At 68.5% G+C, this 17,524-nt stretch carries 16 protein-coding genes; 8 read left to right on the top strand and 8 right to left on the bottom strand.

Annotated elements, in window-relative coordinates; genetic code table 11:
* Positions 1-437: 437 nt before the first annotated feature.
* From BEP24_RS03910 to rpmH, 8 genes are all read right to left on the bottom strand, one after another.
* Entirely contained in the window at positions 438-1,418 is a 981-nt protein-coding gene (locus BEP24_RS03910; protein ID WP_065960476.1) for a ParB/RepB/Spo0J family partition protein, read from the bottom strand.
* A complete protein-coding gene (locus BEP24_RS03905; protein WP_290439171.1) occupies positions 1,418-2,311 on the bottom strand; it encodes a ParA family protein in 894 nt (297 codons plus the stop codon). Before BEP24_RS03905 ends, BEP24_RS03910 begins: the two co-directional genes overlap by 1 nt.
* 77 nt (positions 2,312-2,388) lie before the next feature.
* Entirely contained in the window at positions 2,389-3,036 is a 648-nt protein-coding gene (rsmG, locus tag BEP24_RS03900) for a 16S rRNA (guanine(527)-N(7))-methyltransferase RsmG (RefSeq protein WP_065960470.1), read from the bottom strand.
* On the bottom strand, positions 3,033-3,632 hold the full coding sequence (locus BEP24_RS03895; RefSeq protein ID WP_253181557.1) for a R3H domain-containing nucleic acid-binding protein: 600 nt from the start codon (positions 3,630-3,632) through the stop codon (positions 3,033-3,035). The genes rsmG and BEP24_RS03895 overlap by 4 nt, the downstream gene beginning before the upstream one ends.
* Complete coding sequence (gene yidC / locus BEP24_RS03890; protein ID WP_065960468.1) at positions 3,633-4,595, bottom strand: membrane protein insertase YidC; 963 nt, start codon at positions 4,593-4,595, stop codon at positions 3,633-3,635.
* A 7-nt stretch (positions 4,596-4,602) separates the two neighbouring features.
* Positions 4,603-4,983, bottom strand: a complete 381-nt coding sequence (gene yidD, locus BEP24_RS03885) for a membrane protein insertion efficiency factor YidD (protein WP_065960467.1) — start codon at positions 4,981-4,983, stop codon at positions 4,603-4,605.
* Positions 4,980-5,345 (bottom strand): ribonuclease P protein component, encoded by a 366-nt coding sequence (gene rnpA / locus BEP24_RS03880; RefSeq protein ID WP_065960465.1) that lies wholly within the window; start codon positions 5,343-5,345, stop codon positions 4,980-4,982. Before rnpA ends, yidD begins: the two co-directional genes overlap by 4 nt.
* Positions 5,346-5,388: 43 nt before the next feature.
* Positions 5,389-5,526 (bottom strand): 50S ribosomal protein L34, encoded by a 138-nt coding sequence (gene rpmH / locus BEP24_RS03875; protein WP_043595303.1) that lies wholly within the window; start codon positions 5,524-5,526, stop codon positions 5,389-5,391.
* Positions 5,527-6,125: 599 nt separating this feature from the next.
* On the opposite strand from rpmH, the gene dnaA reads away from it, so the two are divergent.
* From dnaA to BEP24_RS03835, 8 genes are all read left to right on the top strand, one after another.
* Positions 6,126-7,586, top strand: coding sequence for a chromosomal replication initiator protein DnaA (dnaA, locus tag BEP24_RS03870; protein ID WP_253181561.1), 1,461 nt, complete (start codon positions 6,126-6,128; stop codon positions 7,584-7,586).
* A 625-nt stretch (positions 7,587-8,211) separates the two neighbouring features.
* Entirely contained in the window at positions 8,212-9,357 is a 1,146-nt protein-coding gene (gene dnaN / locus BEP24_RS03865; protein WP_065960459.1) for a DNA polymerase III subunit beta, read from the top strand.
* Between the two features lie 70 nt (positions 9,358-9,427).
* Positions 9,428-10,315 carry a phosphogluconate dehydrogenase (NAD(+)-dependent, decarboxylating) gene (gnd, locus tag BEP24_RS03860; protein ID WP_139197518.1) on the top strand — a complete coding sequence of 296 codons (888 nt, stop codon included), beginning with the start codon at positions 9,428-9,430 and terminating at the stop codon, positions 10,313-10,315.
* A gap of 30 nt (positions 10,316-10,345) precedes the next feature.
* Entirely contained in the window at positions 10,346-11,689 is a 1,344-nt protein-coding gene (recF, locus tag BEP24_RS03855; protein WP_065960455.1) for a DNA replication/repair protein RecF, read from the top strand.
* Entirely contained in the window at positions 11,689-12,189 is a 501-nt protein-coding gene (locus BEP24_RS03850) for a DciA family protein (RefSeq protein WP_065960451.1), read from the top strand. Before recF ends, BEP24_RS03850 begins: the two co-directional genes overlap by 1 nt.
* A gap of 133 nt (positions 12,190-12,322) precedes the next feature.
* Positions 12,323-14,332: a DNA topoisomerase (ATP-hydrolyzing) subunit B gene (gene gyrB, locus BEP24_RS03845; RefSeq protein WP_065960448.1), complete on the top strand. Its 2,010-nt coding sequence runs from the start codon at positions 12,323-12,325 to the stop codon at positions 14,330-14,332.
* Positions 14,333-14,449: 117 nt separating this feature from the next.
* Positions 14,450-17,080, top strand: a complete 2,631-nt coding sequence (gene gyrA / locus BEP24_RS03840) for a DNA gyrase subunit A (RefSeq protein WP_065960447.1) — start codon at positions 14,450-14,452, stop codon at positions 17,078-17,080.
* The gene (locus BEP24_RS03835; protein WP_065960445.1) at positions 17,073-17,480 is read left to right on the top strand and encodes a DUF3566 domain-containing protein; all 408 of its coding nucleotides are present in this window, start codon (positions 17,073-17,075) and stop codon (positions 17,478-17,480) included. The genes gyrA and BEP24_RS03835 overlap by 8 nt, the downstream gene beginning before the upstream one ends.
* Positions 17,481-17,524 lie beyond the last annotated feature (44 nt).

Here is a 17,524-nt window from a genome sequence, read left to right as displayed (position 1 = left end):
CCGCACGCCGCCCCTTCTCATCACGATCAATCGCGCCCGACCTCGGCCGATACCGGCGCCTGAGGTCTGCCTGGCCTTGGTCGCCGCACCAGTCCCGCGTCCTGGAGCGCTCCCCACTGGGCCTCACAGGCCCTCTCGCAGTCGCCTGGTCCATCGACCCGCCCGCAGGTGCGATCGCCCCGGAGATGCGCGTACAGCGGTTTCGGGTCGCCGTCTACCGACTGTCAGATCGACTCCGTCGCACTGCCGTACGCCGGAAGGATCCAGACGGTCCCACTCCGCGCCGCCCCTGCAGACCAGGCTCCCCGTGGAACTGCGGATCTCAGCGCCCCGGGGCGACTCGCCGATGTTCCACGTGGAACACCGGGCCTCCGGAGCGAGGCTCGACGATGTTTCACGTGGAACATCGGCCCCTGCAAGGTCGACGACGCGACGGATCAGCCCGTGACGTCGCCCAGGCCGAGCTCGCCGAGGATCCGGTTCAGGTCGTCGCCGTTCGCGAAGTCGATCGTCACCGAGCTCTTGCGCGCGCCGACGGCGATCTTCACCCGCGTGTTCAGCCGGTCGCCGAGTCGCTCGGCGACGTCGTTGAAGTGGGCCTGCTTCTTCGACGGCTCGGCCTTGGGCTTCGCCGGCGTCTTCGTGCTGAGCTGTTGCGCGATGGCCTCAGCCGCACGAACCGAAAGGTCCTCGTTCACGATCTTCTCGGCGAGGTACTCCATCGCCTCGGCGTCCGGAGCAGCGAGGATCGCGCGAGCGTGCCCCGCGGACAGCACACCGGCCGCCACTCGACGCTGCACGGGGGAGGGGAGGCGGAGCAGGCGGATCGTGTTGGTGATCTGCGGACGTGAACGGCCGATGCGCTGCCCGAGCTCCTCCTGGGTGATGCCGAAGTCCGCGAGCAGCTGCTGGTAAGCCGATGCCTCCTCCAGCGGGTTCAACTGCGCACGGTGCAGGTTCTCCAGGAGGGCGTCGCGGAGCATCGCGTCATCTGGGGTGTCCTTGACGATCGCGGGGATGGTCGTCAGGCCGAGTTCCTTCGTCGCACGGAGGCGGCGCTCGCCCATGATGAGCTCGTACTGGGGCTCGGTACCGGTCGCACCCGCGATGGGGCGCACCACGATCGGCTGCAGGAGTCCGATCTCGCGGATCGAGTGCACGAGCTCCTGGAGCTCCTCCTCGCGGAACTCCTTGCGCGGCTGCTGCGCGTTCGGCACGACGTCGAGCGGATTGAGGTTCGCCAGGCGTGCACCGGGCACCGCGAGCAGGTCCTCTGCGGTCTGCCCCGAAGCACTGGGCGCCGAAGCCGGCGTGCCTCCCGTGGGGAAGAACACGTCGACGGGACGGTCCTGCTGGTCACTCGCGGTCGGGATGAGTGCGCCGATGCCTCGTCCGAGGCCGGTTCGCTTGGGTGCCATCAGTCCTGCGCTCCTCGTGCTGCGATCTCGGCGGCCGCCTCGAGGTACGAGAGCGACCCGGACGAGTTGACGTCGTACGACACGACGCTCTGGCCGTAGCTCGGAGCCTCGCTGACCCGGACGGACCGGGGGATCATCGCCTGCAACACCTGGTCGCCGAAGTGCTCTCGGACGTCCGCAGCGACCTGGTTCGACAGGTTCGTGCGCCCGTCGAACATGGTGAGCAGGATGGTCGAGACCCGCAGGTTCGGGTTCAGGTGCCGCTCGATGAGTTCGATGTTCCGCAGGAGCTGGCTCAGGCCCTCGAGCGCGTAGTACTCGGTCTGGATCGGGATGAGCACTTCCTGCGCCGCGACGAACGCGTTGATCGTCAGGAGTCCCAGCGAGGGCGGGCAGTCGATGAAGACGTAGTGGTACGGCTCGTCCAGCGAGCTGAGGTACTGGTCCAGTGCCGTGCGGAGTCGCTGCTCGCGGGCCACGAGGGAGACGAGTTCGATCTCCGCGCCAGCGAGGTGGATGGTGGCCGGCACGCACCAGAGCGTGTCCGACTCGGGGGAGCGTTGCACGGTGTCCGCGATCGGCGCCTCGTCGACGATGACGTCGTAGATGCTCGCGACCTCGGCCTGGTGGTCCACTCCGAGCGCCGTCGACGCGTTGCCCTGCGGGTCGAGGTCGATCACCAGCACGCGCGCCCCACCGTGCGCGAGCGCCGCCGCGAGGTTGACGGTCGTCGTGGTCTTCCCGACGCCGCCCTTCTGGTTCGACACCGTGAAGATCCGCGTCTTCGGCGGCAGCGGGAACTGCTGCGTCGCGATCGCTCGGCGCCGACGGTTGAGATCGGCGATCTCGCGCGCGAGGGGTGTCGACGCGTCGTAGTCAGTCGATGAACTCAACGAAGACCTCTTCCCCGGTTCGATGTTTCACGTGGAACGTGCCGGCGATCACCGGTCGAACCGGCCGAGCTGCAGCGTCAGTCAACTGTAGCCCGGAAGACTCGCGTGGTCTCCTCGACCACACCGTCCCCGAGCTCGAGAACCTCGACGTCGGCGAGCCGCTTCCGGAGGATGACCTTGCGGGCCTTCTCGATCTCCTCGTCGACCCGGGCGCCCTTCATCAGGATGAGCTGCCCTCCGGAACGAACGAGCGGCACCGTCAACGGGATGAGCTTCGACAGGGCACTCACCGCGCGCGCGGTCACCTGGTCGACGACGATCTCGTCGGCGACGTCCTCAGCCCGGCCGCGGACGACCTCGACGTTGTCGAGCCCCAGGCGCGTGGCCTCGCTCGTCAGCCACTCGCAACGCCGTTCCATCGGCTCGATGAGCGTGAACGACACATCGGGCCGAGCGATCGCGAGCACGAGACCCGGCAACCCGGCACCCGAACCGACGTCGGCGACCCGGCCACGCGCCTCCAGGAGCGGTGCCAGCAGTGCAGAGTTGAGGATGTGTCGTGTCCACAGCCGAGGCAGCTCGAGCGGGCCGATGAGGCCCAGCTCCTCGCCACGACGCGCGAGCTCGTGTGTGAAGGAGCGTGCGAGCTCGATCCGATCGCCGAACAGGTCGACCGCCGCGGCGGGCTCCTGTTCCAGGACCGGGGCCGGTGCCTCGTCCGTCATCGGGTGACGACCGTGTGGCGGTCCCGACCCTCACCCTCGGACTCCGAGTGCAGGCCCTTCTCGGCCACGAGGTCGTGCACGAGCTTGCGCTCGTAGGACGACATCGGGGGAAGGGCAGCCGACGGCGCACCGGCCTCGATGCGCTCGGCGGCGGTGTCGACCAGGCGCTGCAGCTCGGACGCACGGGCATCGCGCGAGCCACCGATGTCGAGGATGAGACGGCTGAACTCGCCGGTCTCGGCCTGCACGGTGATGCGCGTCAGCTCCTGGAGCGCCGACACGGTGTCCGGCTTCGCGAGCACATGGAGGGCACCGCCCTCGTCGGAGACCGACAGGTAGACGCGTCCGGCGCGCTCCTCGATCTCGATGTCGCCGTCGAGGTCGCAGATGTCGAGGAGCTCCTCGATGTAGTCCGCCGCGATGTCCGCTTCGTCACGGACGTCCCCGTCACGGACGTCCCCGTCACGGACGTCCCCGTCACGTACGTCCCCGTCACGTACGTCCCCGTCGCGGACGCCCCCGTCCGTGCTCGCGGCCTGCTCGCCGTCGGTGTGCTCGTCCACCACGTCGGCGGCGGCGATGTCCTGCTCGGTCACTTACTTCTTCCCAGTCTTCTTGGAACGGTTCTTGCCCACGGGCTGCTGCCGCTGCGTGTTCACCCGGACGGCCTCTGCCTCGACGGCACCTGCGCCGACACCGGCCTCGGCGAGGACCGGGGTCCCACGACGCTGGGCCTTCTTCGCCAGGCGCGCCTCGCGCGCCAGAGCCGCCTCGGAGCCCGGGGTCGGCATGCTGCGGATCACGAAGAACTGCTGGGCCATGGTCCAGACGTTCGAGGCGAGCCAGTAGAACATGACGCCGAGCGGGAAGCTCAGACCCGAGATCACGAAGACCAGCGGGAGGATGTACAGCATCATCTTCTGCTGGCGGTACATCGGCGACGCCTTGGTCTCCGGCGACATGTTCTTGGCGACGAGCTGCAGCTGCGTGATGAACTGCGAGACGGTCATCACGACGATCATGAAGCCCGCGATGACCCGCACCTCCCACCCGGAGGCGTTCGTGAAGGTCTCGTGCAGGGGGGCGCCGAACAGGGCGGCGTTGCCGAAGTCCTGCGCCAGTGTGTTCGTGAGCAGGCCGATGCCCGTCTTGTTGATCTGCGCCTCGTGCAGCACCGAGTACAGCGAGAAGAAGATCGGCATCTGGATGAGCAGCGGCAGGCAGGAGCTCAGCGGGTTCGTCCCGGTCTCCTTGTAGAGCGCCATGGTCTCGCGGCTCATGGCCTCACGCGAGAACTGGTCCTTCTTGCCCTTGTACTTGTCCTGGATCTTCTTCAGCTGCGGGGCGACCTCGAGCATCCGGCGCTGCGACTTGATCTGCCGCACGAAGATCGGGATGAGTGCCGCGCGCACCACGAAGGTCAGGAAGATGATCGACAGCACCCAGGTGATGCCCGCCGAGGGGTCCATCCCGATGCTCTCGAAGATCCAGTGGAAGGCCACGAGGATCGCCGAGACCACCCACTTGAGGGGCCAGAGGATGGTGTTCAGGATTCCCATCGGGAGTTCACGCCTTTCGAGTGCGCTGGGTGAGCAGGACCGGGCGGTGGGCACCGACCGGACGGGATCCCTGCTGCGGGGTCGGCGCGAGCACGAACCCGAACCGGTTGACGAGGTAGGGACGACGTCGCTCACGCACGTCGTCGATGCCGCCGGCGGCCCAGGGGTTGCACCGTGCGATGCGCCACGCGCCCATCGCCGATCCGCGGACGACGCCGTACTGCTGGATGGCCTCGAGCGCGTACCGGGAGCACGAGGGGTGGTAGCGGCAGACGTTGCCGTACAGCGGGGAGACCACCGCGCGGTACACGCGGAGCACGACGACGCACGCGTTGCGCGGGAGCAACGCGAGGACCCAGCCGAGCCGGGTCAACAGGGTGCGGTTCATGCTGCTGCCTTCTCCACCCCGCGCGCGAAGGAGCGCGAGACGTCTTCGAGCAGGGTAGGCCATGTGGCACCCGCTGCGGCTGGCAGTGCCCTGATGACCACGTCGTGCCCGGTCGGCACCTCGGTCAGCAGCTCGTGCGCGATCGCCTTGAACCGTCGACGGAGCAGGTTCCGCGTGACCGCGTTCCCGACGGTCTTCGCGACGATGAACCCGAAGCGGGTCGGGGCATCGACCGCGACTGCGCCACCGGGAGTACGCCTGACCACGGATACGACGACGTGCGCCGTGGCGCTCCTGCGACCACGACGCACGACGGACCGGTAGTCGGAACCGCTGACGATGCGGTTGGCGCGGGCCAACACGATCGCTACCGGGTCCGGGACCGGATCAGGCGCTCCAGCCCGATCAGGCGGAGAGCTCGGTGCGGCCCTTGCCGCGACGTGCGGCGAGGATCGCGCGGCCGGCACGGGTGCGCATGCGGGCGCGGAAGCCGTGCTTCTTGGCGCGACGACGGTTGTTCGGCTGGAAGGTGCGCTTGCTCATGATGATCTCCACACGGCTGCGCTGGAGGGATGGGCTCAGCGCGAGCCGTCACGTATGTATGTAGAGCCGTCCGACGTGGCCGGACGACGCGATGGGCGCGACCAAGAGGCCGCAGTCAACTGGATAACGGTACGTGACGGCGGCGGTCAGGTCAAACGCAGCTCCGGACGCGCACGCACGGTGCCGGGCGTGACCCCGTCCTCCACATTGGGGAAAACCTTCGTTCGGTACGACCACCCCTGACCCTTTACAGTGGTGTGATCGATCGGCCCGTTCCCCGGAGCCACGGGGGAGTACCCCCCAGAGCGCCGGCGCGGTCGACGTGGACAGGACTGTGGACAACCCTGTGGACCACCGCTCGCGGGGCCCGCACCGCTGGACCCCGGACGACACGTCCCGTACCCGGACCGACGACGGTGCCGCCCGGGCCCGGACCGGGTCCCGCGGGGCACACCGGCTCAGCCGGCCCGGCACAGACCAGCACGCAAGAACCGCCGGGACCGCGGCCCGCACGACGAAGACCCACCACCGGACACGACCACCACCGGCCGAGCACGGCCGACCACGACAGCGAACCTGGAGACGAGCGCGACATGACGATGCCGGCCGATCCCGTCGAGGACCTCTGGTCCTCCGTCCTGGGCCTCCTGTCGGAGGACGACCGCATCACGCCGCAGCTGCACGGCTTCCTCAACCTGGTCGAACCGAAGGGCGTCCTCGCCGGCACCCTCTACCTCGAGGTCCCGAACGACCTGACCCGCGGCATGCTCGAACAGCGGATCCGGATCCCGATCACCGAGGCGGTCTCCCGGGTCGGCGACGACTCGGTCGCGAACTTCGCGATCACGGTCAACCCCGACATGGCCTCCGAGCCGCGGGTCGACCCGGTCGTCTCGTCGCACGTGCCCGAGTACGCCGAGCCCGTGCAGCAGCCCGTCGAGCAGAGCGCGGCACCGCGGCAGTACATCGAGGCGCCGTTCGTCCCGAGCCAGATCGACGCACCGGGCACGAGCGGGCGCCCGGAGTCCCGGCTCAACCCGAAGTACAACTTCGACAACTTCGTCATCGGGTCCTCGAACCGGTTCGCCCACGCCGCAGCCGTCGCGGTCGCCGAGGCCCCGGCCAAGGCCTACAACCCGCTCTTCATCTACGGCGACTCCGGGCTCGGCAAGACGCACCTGCTCCACGCGATCGGCCACTACGCCGAGAGCCTCTACCCGGGGATCCGCGTCCGGTACGTGTCGAGCGAGGAGTTCACCAACGACTTCATCAACTCGATCGCGAACAACCGCGCGAACCAGTTCCAGCAGCGGTACCGCGACATCGACATCCTGCTGATCGACGACATCCAGTTCCTGCAGGGGAAGGACTCCACGCAGGAGGCCTTCTTCCACACGTTCAACACGCTGCACGACCACAACAAGCAGGTCGTCATCACGTCGGACGTCGCGCCGAAGCACCTCACCGGCTTCGAGGACCGGATGCGCTCCCGCTTCGAGTGGGGCCTGATCACCGACGTGCAGGCACCCGACCTCGAGACCCGCATCGCGATCCTCCGCAAGAAGGCGCAGTCCGACCACCTGCAGGTGCCGGACGACATCCTCGAGTTCATGGCCTCGAAGGTGTCGAGCAACATCCGGGAGCTCGAGGGGACGCTCATCCGCGTCACGGCGTTCGCGAGCCTCAACCGGACGGCCGTCGACATGGCCCTGGTGCAGACGGTGCTCAAGGACCTGATCACCCTCGACGACGACAACGTGATCGCGCCGACGGACATCATCAACCACACCGCGGAGTACTTCAAGCTCTCCGTCGACGACCTCTACGGGTCCTCCCGGTCGCAGGCGATCGCCACCGCTCGGCAGATCGCGATGTACCTGTGCCGCGAGATGACGAGCCTGTCCCTGCCGAAGATCGGGCAGCTGTTCGGCAACCGCGACCACACCACGGTCATGTACGCGAACAAGAAGATCACCGAGCTGATGAAGGAGCGGCGGTCGATCTACAACCAGGTCACCGAGCTGACGAGCCGCATCAAGCAGGACCGCCGGTACCGCTGAGCCCGGCTCCACCACCAGGTCACCGAGACCGCACCCATCTCCGGCAGCCGCACCGAGCAGGACCGCGAGCCGCATCAAGCAGGACCGCCGCTCCCGCTGATCCGCGCGACGCGGTCCATCCGCTGCCCCCGGGACGTCCGACGCGCCCCCCGCCGACCCTGCGGGCTCGGTTCCGTCGTCGCGCCCCCAACCCGGCCTGGAGGCACGGATCACCTCCCCGGATCGGCCCGTCTCAGCGCCCATCCACCATCTGAGACGGTTCCATGGGCCGAGATTCCCACAGTGTGGAAAGCCTGTGGATAACTGTGGAGGACACGCGGTCCGGTTGTACACAGATCCACACCCACCTGTGGAGACTGGGGATGGAAGTGGATAGATGACTTTTGCTCATCCAGAAGCCGTCAACATCCCACTCACAACTCACACGTGTGTAGTTCCCTGTGGAGAACTGGGATGCACAGAGTTGTCCACAGTGTGCACAGGCGTTAAGACCATTACTCCTTGTCATCTAGATCACTCCAGGGGCCAACCTTGTGGAGGGCCGAACGACAAGAAATCCGGCGCTCCCTCCGCTGTGCCACAATGGGGCGGCCGGACAGTCAACCGATCGACAGGGGTCCCAGCTGTGAAGTTCGAGGTCAACCGGGACGTCTTCTCCGAAGCCGTCTCCTTCGCGGTGAAGCTCCTCCCACAGCGCACGACCCTCCCGATCCTCTCCGGCGTCCTGATCCACGCAGAGGGCGACCGGCTGACGCTCTCGTCGTTCGACTACGAAGTCTCGGCGCAGACGTCGATCACGGCCCAGGTCGACGAGTCCGGCACGGTGCTCGTCTCCGGCCGGCTCCTGAACGACATCGCGAGCCGCCTGCCGAGCGCCCCGGTCACCTTCACGACCGAGGAGTCCCGGATCTCGGTCGCCTGCGGCCCGGCGCACTTCACGCTGCTGTCGATGCCGGTCGAGGAGTACCCGACCCTCCCCGAGATCGGCGAGCAGACCGGTGTCATCCCGGGCGACGCCTTCTCGGAGGCCGTGTCCCAGGTCGCCGTCGCCGCGAGCCGCGACGACGTCACCCCGGTGATCACGGGCGTGCAGCTCGAGGTCGGCGACAACGACCTGTCGCTCACCGCGACCGACCGCTACCGCGTCGCGATCCGCACGATCGCGTGGGACTCCGGCCGCGTCGGCTCCGAGCCCCTGCACGCACTCGTCCCTGCCCGCACCCTGCAGGAGGTCGGCCGCACCTTCGGCTCGGCGTCCACGGTGTCGGTGTCGATCAGCGGCAGCTCGGACCGCGAGCTCATCGCGTTCCACGCCGACGACAAGACGGTGACGTCGCTGCTCATCAAGGGCAACTACCCGCCGGTCCGCCGGCTCTTCCCCGAGACGGTCCAGGACCACGCGGTGATCAACACCGCGGAACTGGTCGAGGCCGTCCGACGGGTCTCCCTCGTCCTGGAGCGCGAAGCCGCCCTCCGGTTCTCCTTCTCGGTCGACGGGCTCACGCTCGAGGCGATCGGTTCCGAACAAGCGCAGGCGTCAGAGTCGATCAGTGCGTTGCTGACCGGTGAGGAAACGGTGGTCTCGCTGAAGCCCGCCTTCCTCCTGGACGGGTTGAACGCGGTGCACTCCGAGTTCGTCCGGATCTCCTTCACCAAGACGGAGAACCCCAACAAGCCGGGCCCGGTGCTCATCACCGGCCAGACCTCCCAGGAGGCCCCGGCGACGGACGGATACCGGTACCTGCTGCAGCCCAATCTCCTGCTGCGGTAAGCGCAACAGCCGAACACTGCGCTGACGCGCCAACCGTGCATCAGCGCGACGACGAACAGAAGAGGAAATCATGCACATCGGTCTTGTCGGCCTCGGTCGCATGGGCAACAACATGCGTGCCCGTCTCCGCAACGCAGGCATCGAGGTCACCGGGTACGACGCGAACCCCGCCGTCTCCGACGTCGCCGACCTCGGCGCACTCGCCGCCGCACTGCCCGAGGGCAAGAAGCTCGTCTGGGTCATGGTCCCGCACGGCAAGATCACGGACGACGTGATCTCCGACCTGGCCGAGGTCCTCGGCGAGGGCGACCTGGTCATCGACGGCGGCAACTCGAAGTGGCTCGACGACGAGGTGCACGCCAAGCAGCTCGACGCCAAGGGCATCCGCTACATGGACGCCGGCGTCTCGGGCGGCGTCTGGGGCAAGGACAACGGCTACGGCCTCATGGTCGGCGGTGCCGCCGAGGACGTCGAGTTCGCGATGCCGGTCTTCGACGCGCTGCGTCCCGAGGGCCCCCGCGAGGAGGGCTTCTCGCACGCCGGCGGCGTCGGCGCGGGCCACTACGCGAAGATGGTCCACAACGGCATCGAGTACGCGATCATGCAGGCGTACGGCGAGGGCTACGAGCTCCTCGAGGCGAAGGACATCGTCCACGACGTGCCCGCGGTCTTCGCCGGGTGGCAGCGCGGGACGGTCGTCCGTTCCTGGCTGCTCGACCTGCTCGTCCTCGCGATCAACGAGGACCCGAAGCTCGACGAGCTCGAGGGCTACGTCGACGACTCGGGCGAGGGTCGCTGGACCCTCGAAGAGGCGATCGAGCTCGCGGTGCCGATGCCCGCGCTCTCGGCCGCGATGTTCGCCCGCTTCGTCTCGCGTCAGGGCAGCCAGTCCCCGACGATGAAGGCCGTCGCGGCGCTCCGCAACCAGTTCGGCGGCCACGCCGTCAAGAAGGCGTAGCCCGGGTACCCACCCGGACCCTCGGCCCGCGTGCACGTCGACCACCTGCAACTCACCGACTTCCGGAACTACCGGGAGGCGGAGGTGGTCCTCGCACGCGGGCCGAACCTGTTCGTCGGGCGCAACGGGCAGGGCAAGACCAACCTCGTCGAGGCGATCGGCTACCTGTCCACCCTCGGATCGCACCGCGTCCCGACCGATGCGGCACTCGTCCGCCAGGGCTGCGACGCCGCGATCGTCCGCGCACGTCTCGCCCACGACGACCGCAGCATCCTCGCCGAGGTCCAGATCAACCGGACCGGGTCGAACCGTGCGCAGGTGAACCGGGCGGCGATCAAGCCGCGCGAGCTCCCGCGCTACTGCACGAGCGTCCTGTTCGCACCCGAGGACCTCGCGCTGGTCCGCGGCGAACCGGCCGGCCGGCGCCGCATGCTCGACGAGCTGCTCGGCCAGATCGCGCCGCGGATGCAGGGCGTCCTCGCCGACTACGACCGCACGCTCCGCCAGCGGAACACCCTGCTGAAGTCGGCGCGCGCGACCGGGTCCCGCGCTGGCTCCCTCGCGACGCTCGACGTCTGGGACGAGCGACTCGTGGCCTTCGGGGCCGAGGTCATCGCCGCGCGCGACCACCTCACCCGCCGGTTGGCGCCCTTCGTCACCGAGGCGTACGCGACCGTCGCCGGTGAACGGCACGAGGCCACGATCACGGGTGTGCTCAGCGTGCGGGGCGGCGACCCCGAGGACGCCGCGGCGACCGACCCGGTGCTCGGCACCCCGGAGGAACCGGTCTCCGTGGTGGCCGCCGCCGATGCCTTCCGGGCCGCGCTCGAGCGCCGTCGCCGCGACGAGCTCGACCGTGGCCTGACGCTCGTCGGACCCCACCGGGACGACGTGCTCTTCCAGCTGAACGGGTTACCCGCCCGTGGGTACGCGAGTCACGGGGAGTCGTGGTCGTTCGCGCTCGCGGTCAAGCTCGCCAGTGCCGCTGTCCTGCGCGCGGAGTCGACCCTCGGCGACCCGATCATCATCCTCGACGACGTGTTCGCCGAGCTCGACGAGTCCCGCCGGGAACGCCTGGCCGGGGCGGTCGCCGACTACGAGCAGGTCCTCATCACCGCCGCCGTGCACGGGGACGTGCCGGCGCAGCTCGCGGCGCACACCGTGCGGATCGAGGCCGGGACGATCGTGACCGACGAGGCGGAGGCGAGCAGCGCCTCCCGTCCGACCGCCGACCACGCGACCGGCGCGTCCGAAGCAACTGACCCGTCCGACGCGACCGACGCGACCGACCTGTCCGGCGAGACCGACCCGTCCGACGCGACCGTCACGGCCGCGGCGGCACCCGCCGCGACGACGACCGGGGCGGACGCCTGATGCCGAAGCCCTGGAAGCCCACCGAGCCGAGCCGGGTCTACCGCCACCTCCGCGCGGTGTACGGCGACCCCTCCCTCCGGACCGTCGACGCCCGTCGCCGTCGTGCCCGCGAACTCGACGCCGACTCGGTGCCGTACGGTCGCGGCCGCGAACCCCGGGGTCTCGGCGACGTCGTCGGCTCCCTCGCCGCCGAGCTCGGCTGGACGGAGCCGCTCGCGCGCTCCGAGCTGTTCGTCGACTGGCCCGCGGTGGTCGGCGAGGAGCTCGCGAAGCACTCGCGACCGATGACGATCGACGACGGTGCGCTGGTCATCCGGTGCGACTCGACCGCGTGGGCGACGCAGCTCCGGCTCATGCGCGCCACGGTCACCACGACGATCGCCGAGCGGCACCCCGAGGCCGGGGTCCAGTCCATCCGGGTTTCCGGGCCGGACGTCCCCACCTGGAAACGCGGTCCCAGGACCGTCCAGGGGCGCGGCCCGCGCGACACCTACGGCTAGGCCGACGAAATCGTCCTACCGGACGAAAAAACCCCGTCTGTGGGCCGAACACGGCCTCGGATGCGGGGGTCCCTACGGTAGACTCGGGGTGCAGTGTGCGGCCGTTCCGCGCGCAGGCAGGAGCCACTTCGAGATGACAGCAGAATCTGACGACGACCAGACGATCCCGCAGGGCGAGACCGAGCAGGCCCCGCAGCCGGAACCATCGTACGGCGCAGACCAGATTCAGGTGCTGGAAGGGCTCGAAGCGGTCCGCAAGCGCCCCGGCATGTACATCGGCTCGACCGGTCCGCGCGGGCTCCACCACCTCGTGCAGGAGATCGTCGACAACTCCGTCGACGAAGCCCTCGCCGGCTACTGCGACACCATCGACGTCACCATCCGCGAGGACGGCGGCGTCCGCGTGGTCGACAACGGCCGTGGCATCCCGGTCGACGTGCACGCGGCCGAGGGCGTCTCGACGCTCCAGGTCGTCCTGACCGTCCTGCACGCCGGCGGCAAGTTCGGCGGTGGCGGCTACGCGGTCTCCGGTGGTCTGCACGGCGTCGGCTCCTCCGTCGTGAACGCGTTGAGCTCCGAGCTCGACGTCGAGGTCCGCCGTCAGGGACACGTCTGGCGCCAGAGCTACACCGACGGCGTCCCGGTCGCCCCGGTCGCCAAGGGCGAACCCACCGACGAGACCGGCACGACGATCACGTTCTGGCCGAACGCCGACATCTTCGAGAGCGTCGAGTTCGACTACGAGACCCTGCGCACGCGCTTCCAGCAGATGGCCTTCCTCAACAAGGGCCTGCGGATCACGCTGCGCGACGAGCGGACCCCCGACGAGGGCGAGGAGTCGCGCGGCGACTCCTTCCGCTACGACCGCGGCCTGCCCGACTACGTCGAGTACCTCAACGCGCAGAAGAAGGCCGACCTCGTCCACCCGGACGTCATCGCCATCGAGGCCGAGGACACCGAGCGCAAGATCGCGCTCGAGATCGCGATGCAGTGGAACACCTCGTACCAGGAGAGCGTCCACACCTTCGCGAACACGATCAACACGCACGAGGGCGGCACCCACGAAGAGGGCTTCCGCGCCGCGCTGACCTCCCTGGTGAACAAGTACGCCAAGGACACGAAGATCCTCAAGGAGAAGGACGACAACCTCACGGGTGACGACATCCGCGAAGGGTTGACGGCCGTCATCTCCGTGAAGCTCGGCGAACCGCAGTTCGAGGGCCAGACGAAGACGAAGCTCGGCAACACCGAGGCGAAGGGCTTCGTGCAGCGCGTCGTCGGCAGCGAGCTCAGCCACTGGTTCGAGAGCAACCCGACGCAGGCGCGCGACGTCATCCGCAAGGCGATCCAGGCGTCGCAGGCCCGTCTCGCCGCCCGCAAGGCCCGCGAGACGACCCGTCGCAAGGGGCTGCTCGAGTCGGGTGGCATGCCCGGCAAGCTCAAGGACTGCCAGTCGAAGGACCCGACGCTCTCCGAGATCTTCATGGTCGAGGGCGACTCCGCCGGTGGCTCCGCCGTGCAGGGTCGCAACCCGATGACGCAGGCGATCCTGCCGCTGCGCGGCAAGATCCTCAACGTCGAGAAGGCCCGGCTCGACCGCGCTCTCGCCAACCAGGAGATCCAGTCGATGATCACGGCGTTCGGCGCCGGCATCGGCGAGGACTTCGACCCGGACAAGGCCCGGTACCACAAGATCGTGCTGATGGCCGATGCCGACGTCGACGGGCAGCACATCACGACCCTGCTCTTGACGCTGTTGTTCCGGTACATGCGCCCGCTCATCGAGCGCGGTTACGTGTACCTCGCACAGCCGCCGCTGTACCGCCTGAAGTGGTCGAACGCCGCACACGAGTACGTGTTCAGCGACCGGGAGCGCGACGCGATGATGACCGCGGGTCTCGCCTCCGGCAAGCGCATCCCGAAGGACAACGGCATCCAGCGCTACAAGGGCCTCGGCGAGATGGACTACAAGGAGCTCTGGGACACCACGATGAACCCGGACACCCGCACGCTCCTGCAGGTCACCCTCGAGGACGCCGCCGCGGTGGACAGCGTCTTCGCGACGCTGATGGGCGAGGACGTCGAGTCCCGTCGCCAGTTCATCCAGCAGAACGCCAAGGACGTCCGGTTCCTCGACATCTAGACCCGGTCTGGAGGCGCGGTGCCAGCCGCGTCGACCAGTCCCGACCACCTGTGGTCGCGCCCGGCGCGACGAACGGAACCCCTGCCTCCAGGCAGTGCAGAAAGGTGACCAGGCCACATGGCTGACGACAACGAGACGAACGACGAGCAGCCCGAGATCGTGCACGGCGACTCCGGCGACATCGTCGTCTCCGGAGACCGCATCTCGCAGGTCGACCTGCAGCTCGAGATGCAGCGCTCCTACCTGGACTACGCGATGTCGGTCATCGTCGGCCGCGCCCTGCCGGAGGTCCGGGACGGGCTGAAGCCGGTGCACCGTCGCGTCATCTACGCGATGTTCGACGGCGGCTACCGCCCGGACCGCGCGTTCTCGAAGTGCTCGCGCGTCGTCGGCGACGTCATGGGGCAGTTCCACCCGCACGGCGACAGCGCGATCTACGACGCACTCGTCCGCCTGGTGCAGCCGTGGTCGCTCCGGTACCCGCTCGCGCTCGGCCAGGGCAACTTCGGTTCGCCCGGCAACGACGGCGCCGCAGCCCCCCGGTACACCGAGACCAAGATGGCGCCGCTCGCCATGGAGATGGTCCGGGACATCGACGAGGACACCGTCGACTTCCAGGACAACTACGACGGCCGCACGCAGGAGCCCGCGATCCTGCCGGCCCGCTTCCCGAATCTGCTCGTGAACGGCTCCGTCGGCATCGCGGTCGGCATGGCGACGAACATCCCGCCGCACAACCTGCGCGAGGTCGCGGCCGGTGCGCAGTGGGCGCTCGAGCACCCGGACGCGACGCGTGAAGAGCTCCTCGGGGCGCTCATGCAGCGGATCAAGGGCCCGGACTTCCCGACCGGTGCGCAGATCCTCGGCACCAAGGGCATCCAGGACGCGTACCGCACGGGCCGCGGGTCGATCACGATGCGTGCGGTCGTGAACGTCGAGGAGATCCAGGGCCGCACGTGCCTGGTCGTCACCGAGCTGCCGTACCAGGTCAACCCGGACAACCTCGCGATCCGCATCGCCGAGGGCGTCAAGGACGGCAAGCTCGCCGGCATCGCGGACATCCGCGACGAGACCTCCGGCCGCACCGGCCAGCGCCTGGTCATCGTGCTGAAGCGCGACGCCGTGGCGAAGGTCGTGCTGAACAACCTGTACAAGCACACGCAGCTGCAGGAGAACTTCGGCGCGAACATGCTCGCGATCGTCGACGGCGTGCCGCGCACGCTCGCGCTCGACGGCTTCATCTCGGCGTGGGTCGACCACCAGATCGACGTCATCGTCCGCCGCACGCAGTACCGGCTGCGCGAGGCCGAGAAGCGCGCGCACATCCTGCGCGGCTACCTCGCGGCACTCGACGCCCTCGACGAGGTCATCGCGCTCATCCGTCGCTCGCCCGACGTGGAAGAAGCGCGCACGGGCCTCATGGACCTGCTCAGCGTCGACGAGATCCAGGCGCGCGCGATCCTCGAGCTGCAGCTCCGTCGCCTGGCCGCCCTCGAGCGGCAGAAGATCCACGACGAGGCCGACGAGCTCGAGCGCAAGATCGCCGACTTCCAGGACATCCTGGGCTCGGAGACCCGGCAGCGCAGCATCATCAGCGACGAGCTCGCCGAGATCGTCGACCGCTTCGGCGACGACCGCCGCAGCGAGATCCTGCTCGGCTACGACGGCGACATGTCCATCGAGGACCTCATCCCCGAGGAGGAGATGGTCGTCACCATCACCCGCGGCGGGTACGTCAAGCGCACGCGCAGCGACAACTACCGCTCGCAGCACCGCGGTGGCCGTGGCGTCAAGGGTGCCCAGCTCCGGGCCGACGACATCGTCGAGCACTTCTTCGTCACGACGACGCACCACTGGCTGCTGTTCCTCACCGACCAGGGCCGGGTCTACCGCGCCAAGGCGTACGAGCTCCAGGAAGCCAGCCGCGACGCCAAGGGCCAGCACGTCGCGAACCTCCTCGCGATGCAGCCCGACGAGCAGATCCAGCAGGTGCTCGACATCCGCGACTACGAGGCCGCGCAGTACCTCGTGCTCGCCACCGAGCAGGGTCTCGTCAAGAAGACCGCGCTCACCGAGTACGACACGAACCGCACCGGTGGCATCATCGCGATCAACCTGCGCGAGGGCGACAAGCTCCGCCAGGCGTTGCTCGTCGACGAGACCGACGACCTGCTCCTCGTCTCGAAGCACGGCATGTCGCTGCGCTTCACCGCGACGAACGACAGCCTCCGTCCGATGGGGCGCTCGACCTCCGGCGTGAAGGGCATGTCGTTCCGCGGGGACGACTCGCTGCTCGCGGCGCGGGTCGTGTCCGACGACGGGTACGTCTGGGTGATGACCGAGGGCGGCTACGCCAAGCGGACCTCGGTCGACCAGTACCGGGTGCAGGGCCGTGGTGGTCTCGGCATCAAGGTCGCCAAGTTGGCGGCCGACCGGGGCGACCTCGTGGGAGCGCTCATCGTGGGCGCCGACGACGAGGTGCTCGTCGTGCTGCAATCGGGCAAGGTGGTAAGGTCTGCCGTGTCCGAGGTGCCCGCCAAGGGTCGCGACACGATGGGTGTGGTCTTCGCGAGGTTCGCGGAGAACGACCGGATCATCGCGGTGGCCCGGAACAGTGAGCGGAACCTGGACGACCAGGACGACGCCGAGATCGAGCCCGCAGGCCCGGTGGAGACGGTCAGCCCTGACGAAGCGGCCCCCGAACCGACCGAGCCCGTGGCCGGAGAGGACCAGTCAACCAATGAGTAGTGTTGCCGAGAAGCTCCAGAAGAAGGCGAAGCGGCCCGTCGGCACCCGTCAGGTGCGACTGCGGCTCGTGTACCTCGACTTCTGGTCGATGGTCAAGCTGTCCTTCCTGATCGCCCTGGCCGGCTCGATCGTGATCGTCGTGGCGACCGCCCTGGTGTGGATCATCCTCAACCAGACCGGTGTCTTCACGCAGATCGACGCCCTGCTCAAGGACGTGACCGGGCAGAGCGGGTACTCGATCATGGACCAGTTCTCACTGGGCCAGGTCCTCGGGTTCTCGGTCGTGGTCGGCATCCTCAACGTCGTCGTGGGCACCGTGCTCGGCGCGATCGTGAGCGTGCTCTACAACCTCAGTGTGCGGATCACCGGCGGCTTGCTCGTCGGGTTCACGAACAACTGACACACCCGGGCTGGGTGGGTCGATCCACTCGATTTCGTTCTGCG

The organism is Curtobacterium sp. UCD-KPL2560, assembly GCF_001705035.1.
Taxonomy (GTDB): domain Bacteria; phylum Actinomycetota; class Actinomycetes; order Actinomycetales; family Microbacteriaceae; genus Curtobacterium.
Note: the sequence above shows the minus strand (reverse complement) of the source record. Positions and strands in the feature narration are given on the sequence as shown.

Excerpts from the sequence above, each read along its gene's own strand:
- BEP24_RS03910 (WP_065960476.1), bottom strand. The coding sequence starts at position 1,418 with ATGGCACCCAAGCGAACCGGCCTCGGACGAGGCATCGGCGCACTCATC.
- rsmG (WP_065960470.1), bottom strand. The coding sequence starts at position 3,036 with ATGACGGACGAGGCACCGGCCCCGGTCCTGGAACAGGAGCCCGCCGCG.
- yidC (WP_065960468.1), bottom strand. The coding sequence starts at position 4,595 with ATGGGAATCCTGAACACCATCCTCTGGCCCCTCAAGTGGGTGGTCTCG.
- yidD (WP_065960467.1), bottom strand. The coding sequence starts at position 4,983 with ATGAACCGCACCCTGTTGACCCGGCTCGGCTGGGTCCTCGCGTTGCTC.
- rpmH (WP_043595303.1), bottom strand. The coding sequence starts at position 5,526 with ATGAGCAAGCGCACCTTCCAGCCGAACAACCGTCGTCGCGCCAAGAAG.
- dnaA (WP_253181561.1), top strand. The coding sequence starts at position 6,126 with ATGCCGGCCGATCCCGTCGAGGACCTCTGGTCCTCCGTCCTGGGCCTC.
- gnd (WP_139197518.1), top strand. The coding sequence starts at position 9,428 with ATGCACATCGGTCTTGTCGGCCTCGGTCGCATGGGCAACAACATGCGT.
- BEP24_RS03850 (WP_065960451.1), top strand. The coding sequence starts at position 11,689 with ATGCCGAAGCCCTGGAAGCCCACCGAGCCGAGCCGGGTCTACCGCCAC.
- gyrB (WP_065960448.1), top strand. The coding sequence starts at position 12,323 with ATGACAGCAGAATCTGACGACGACCAGACGATCCCGCAGGGCGAGACC.
- gyrA (WP_065960447.1), top strand. The coding sequence starts at position 14,450 with ATGGCTGACGACAACGAGACGAACGACGAGCAGCCCGAGATCGTGCAC.
- BEP24_RS03835 (WP_065960445.1), top strand. The coding sequence starts at position 17,073 with ATGAGTAGTGTTGCCGAGAAGCTCCAGAAGAAGGCGAAGCGGCCCGTC.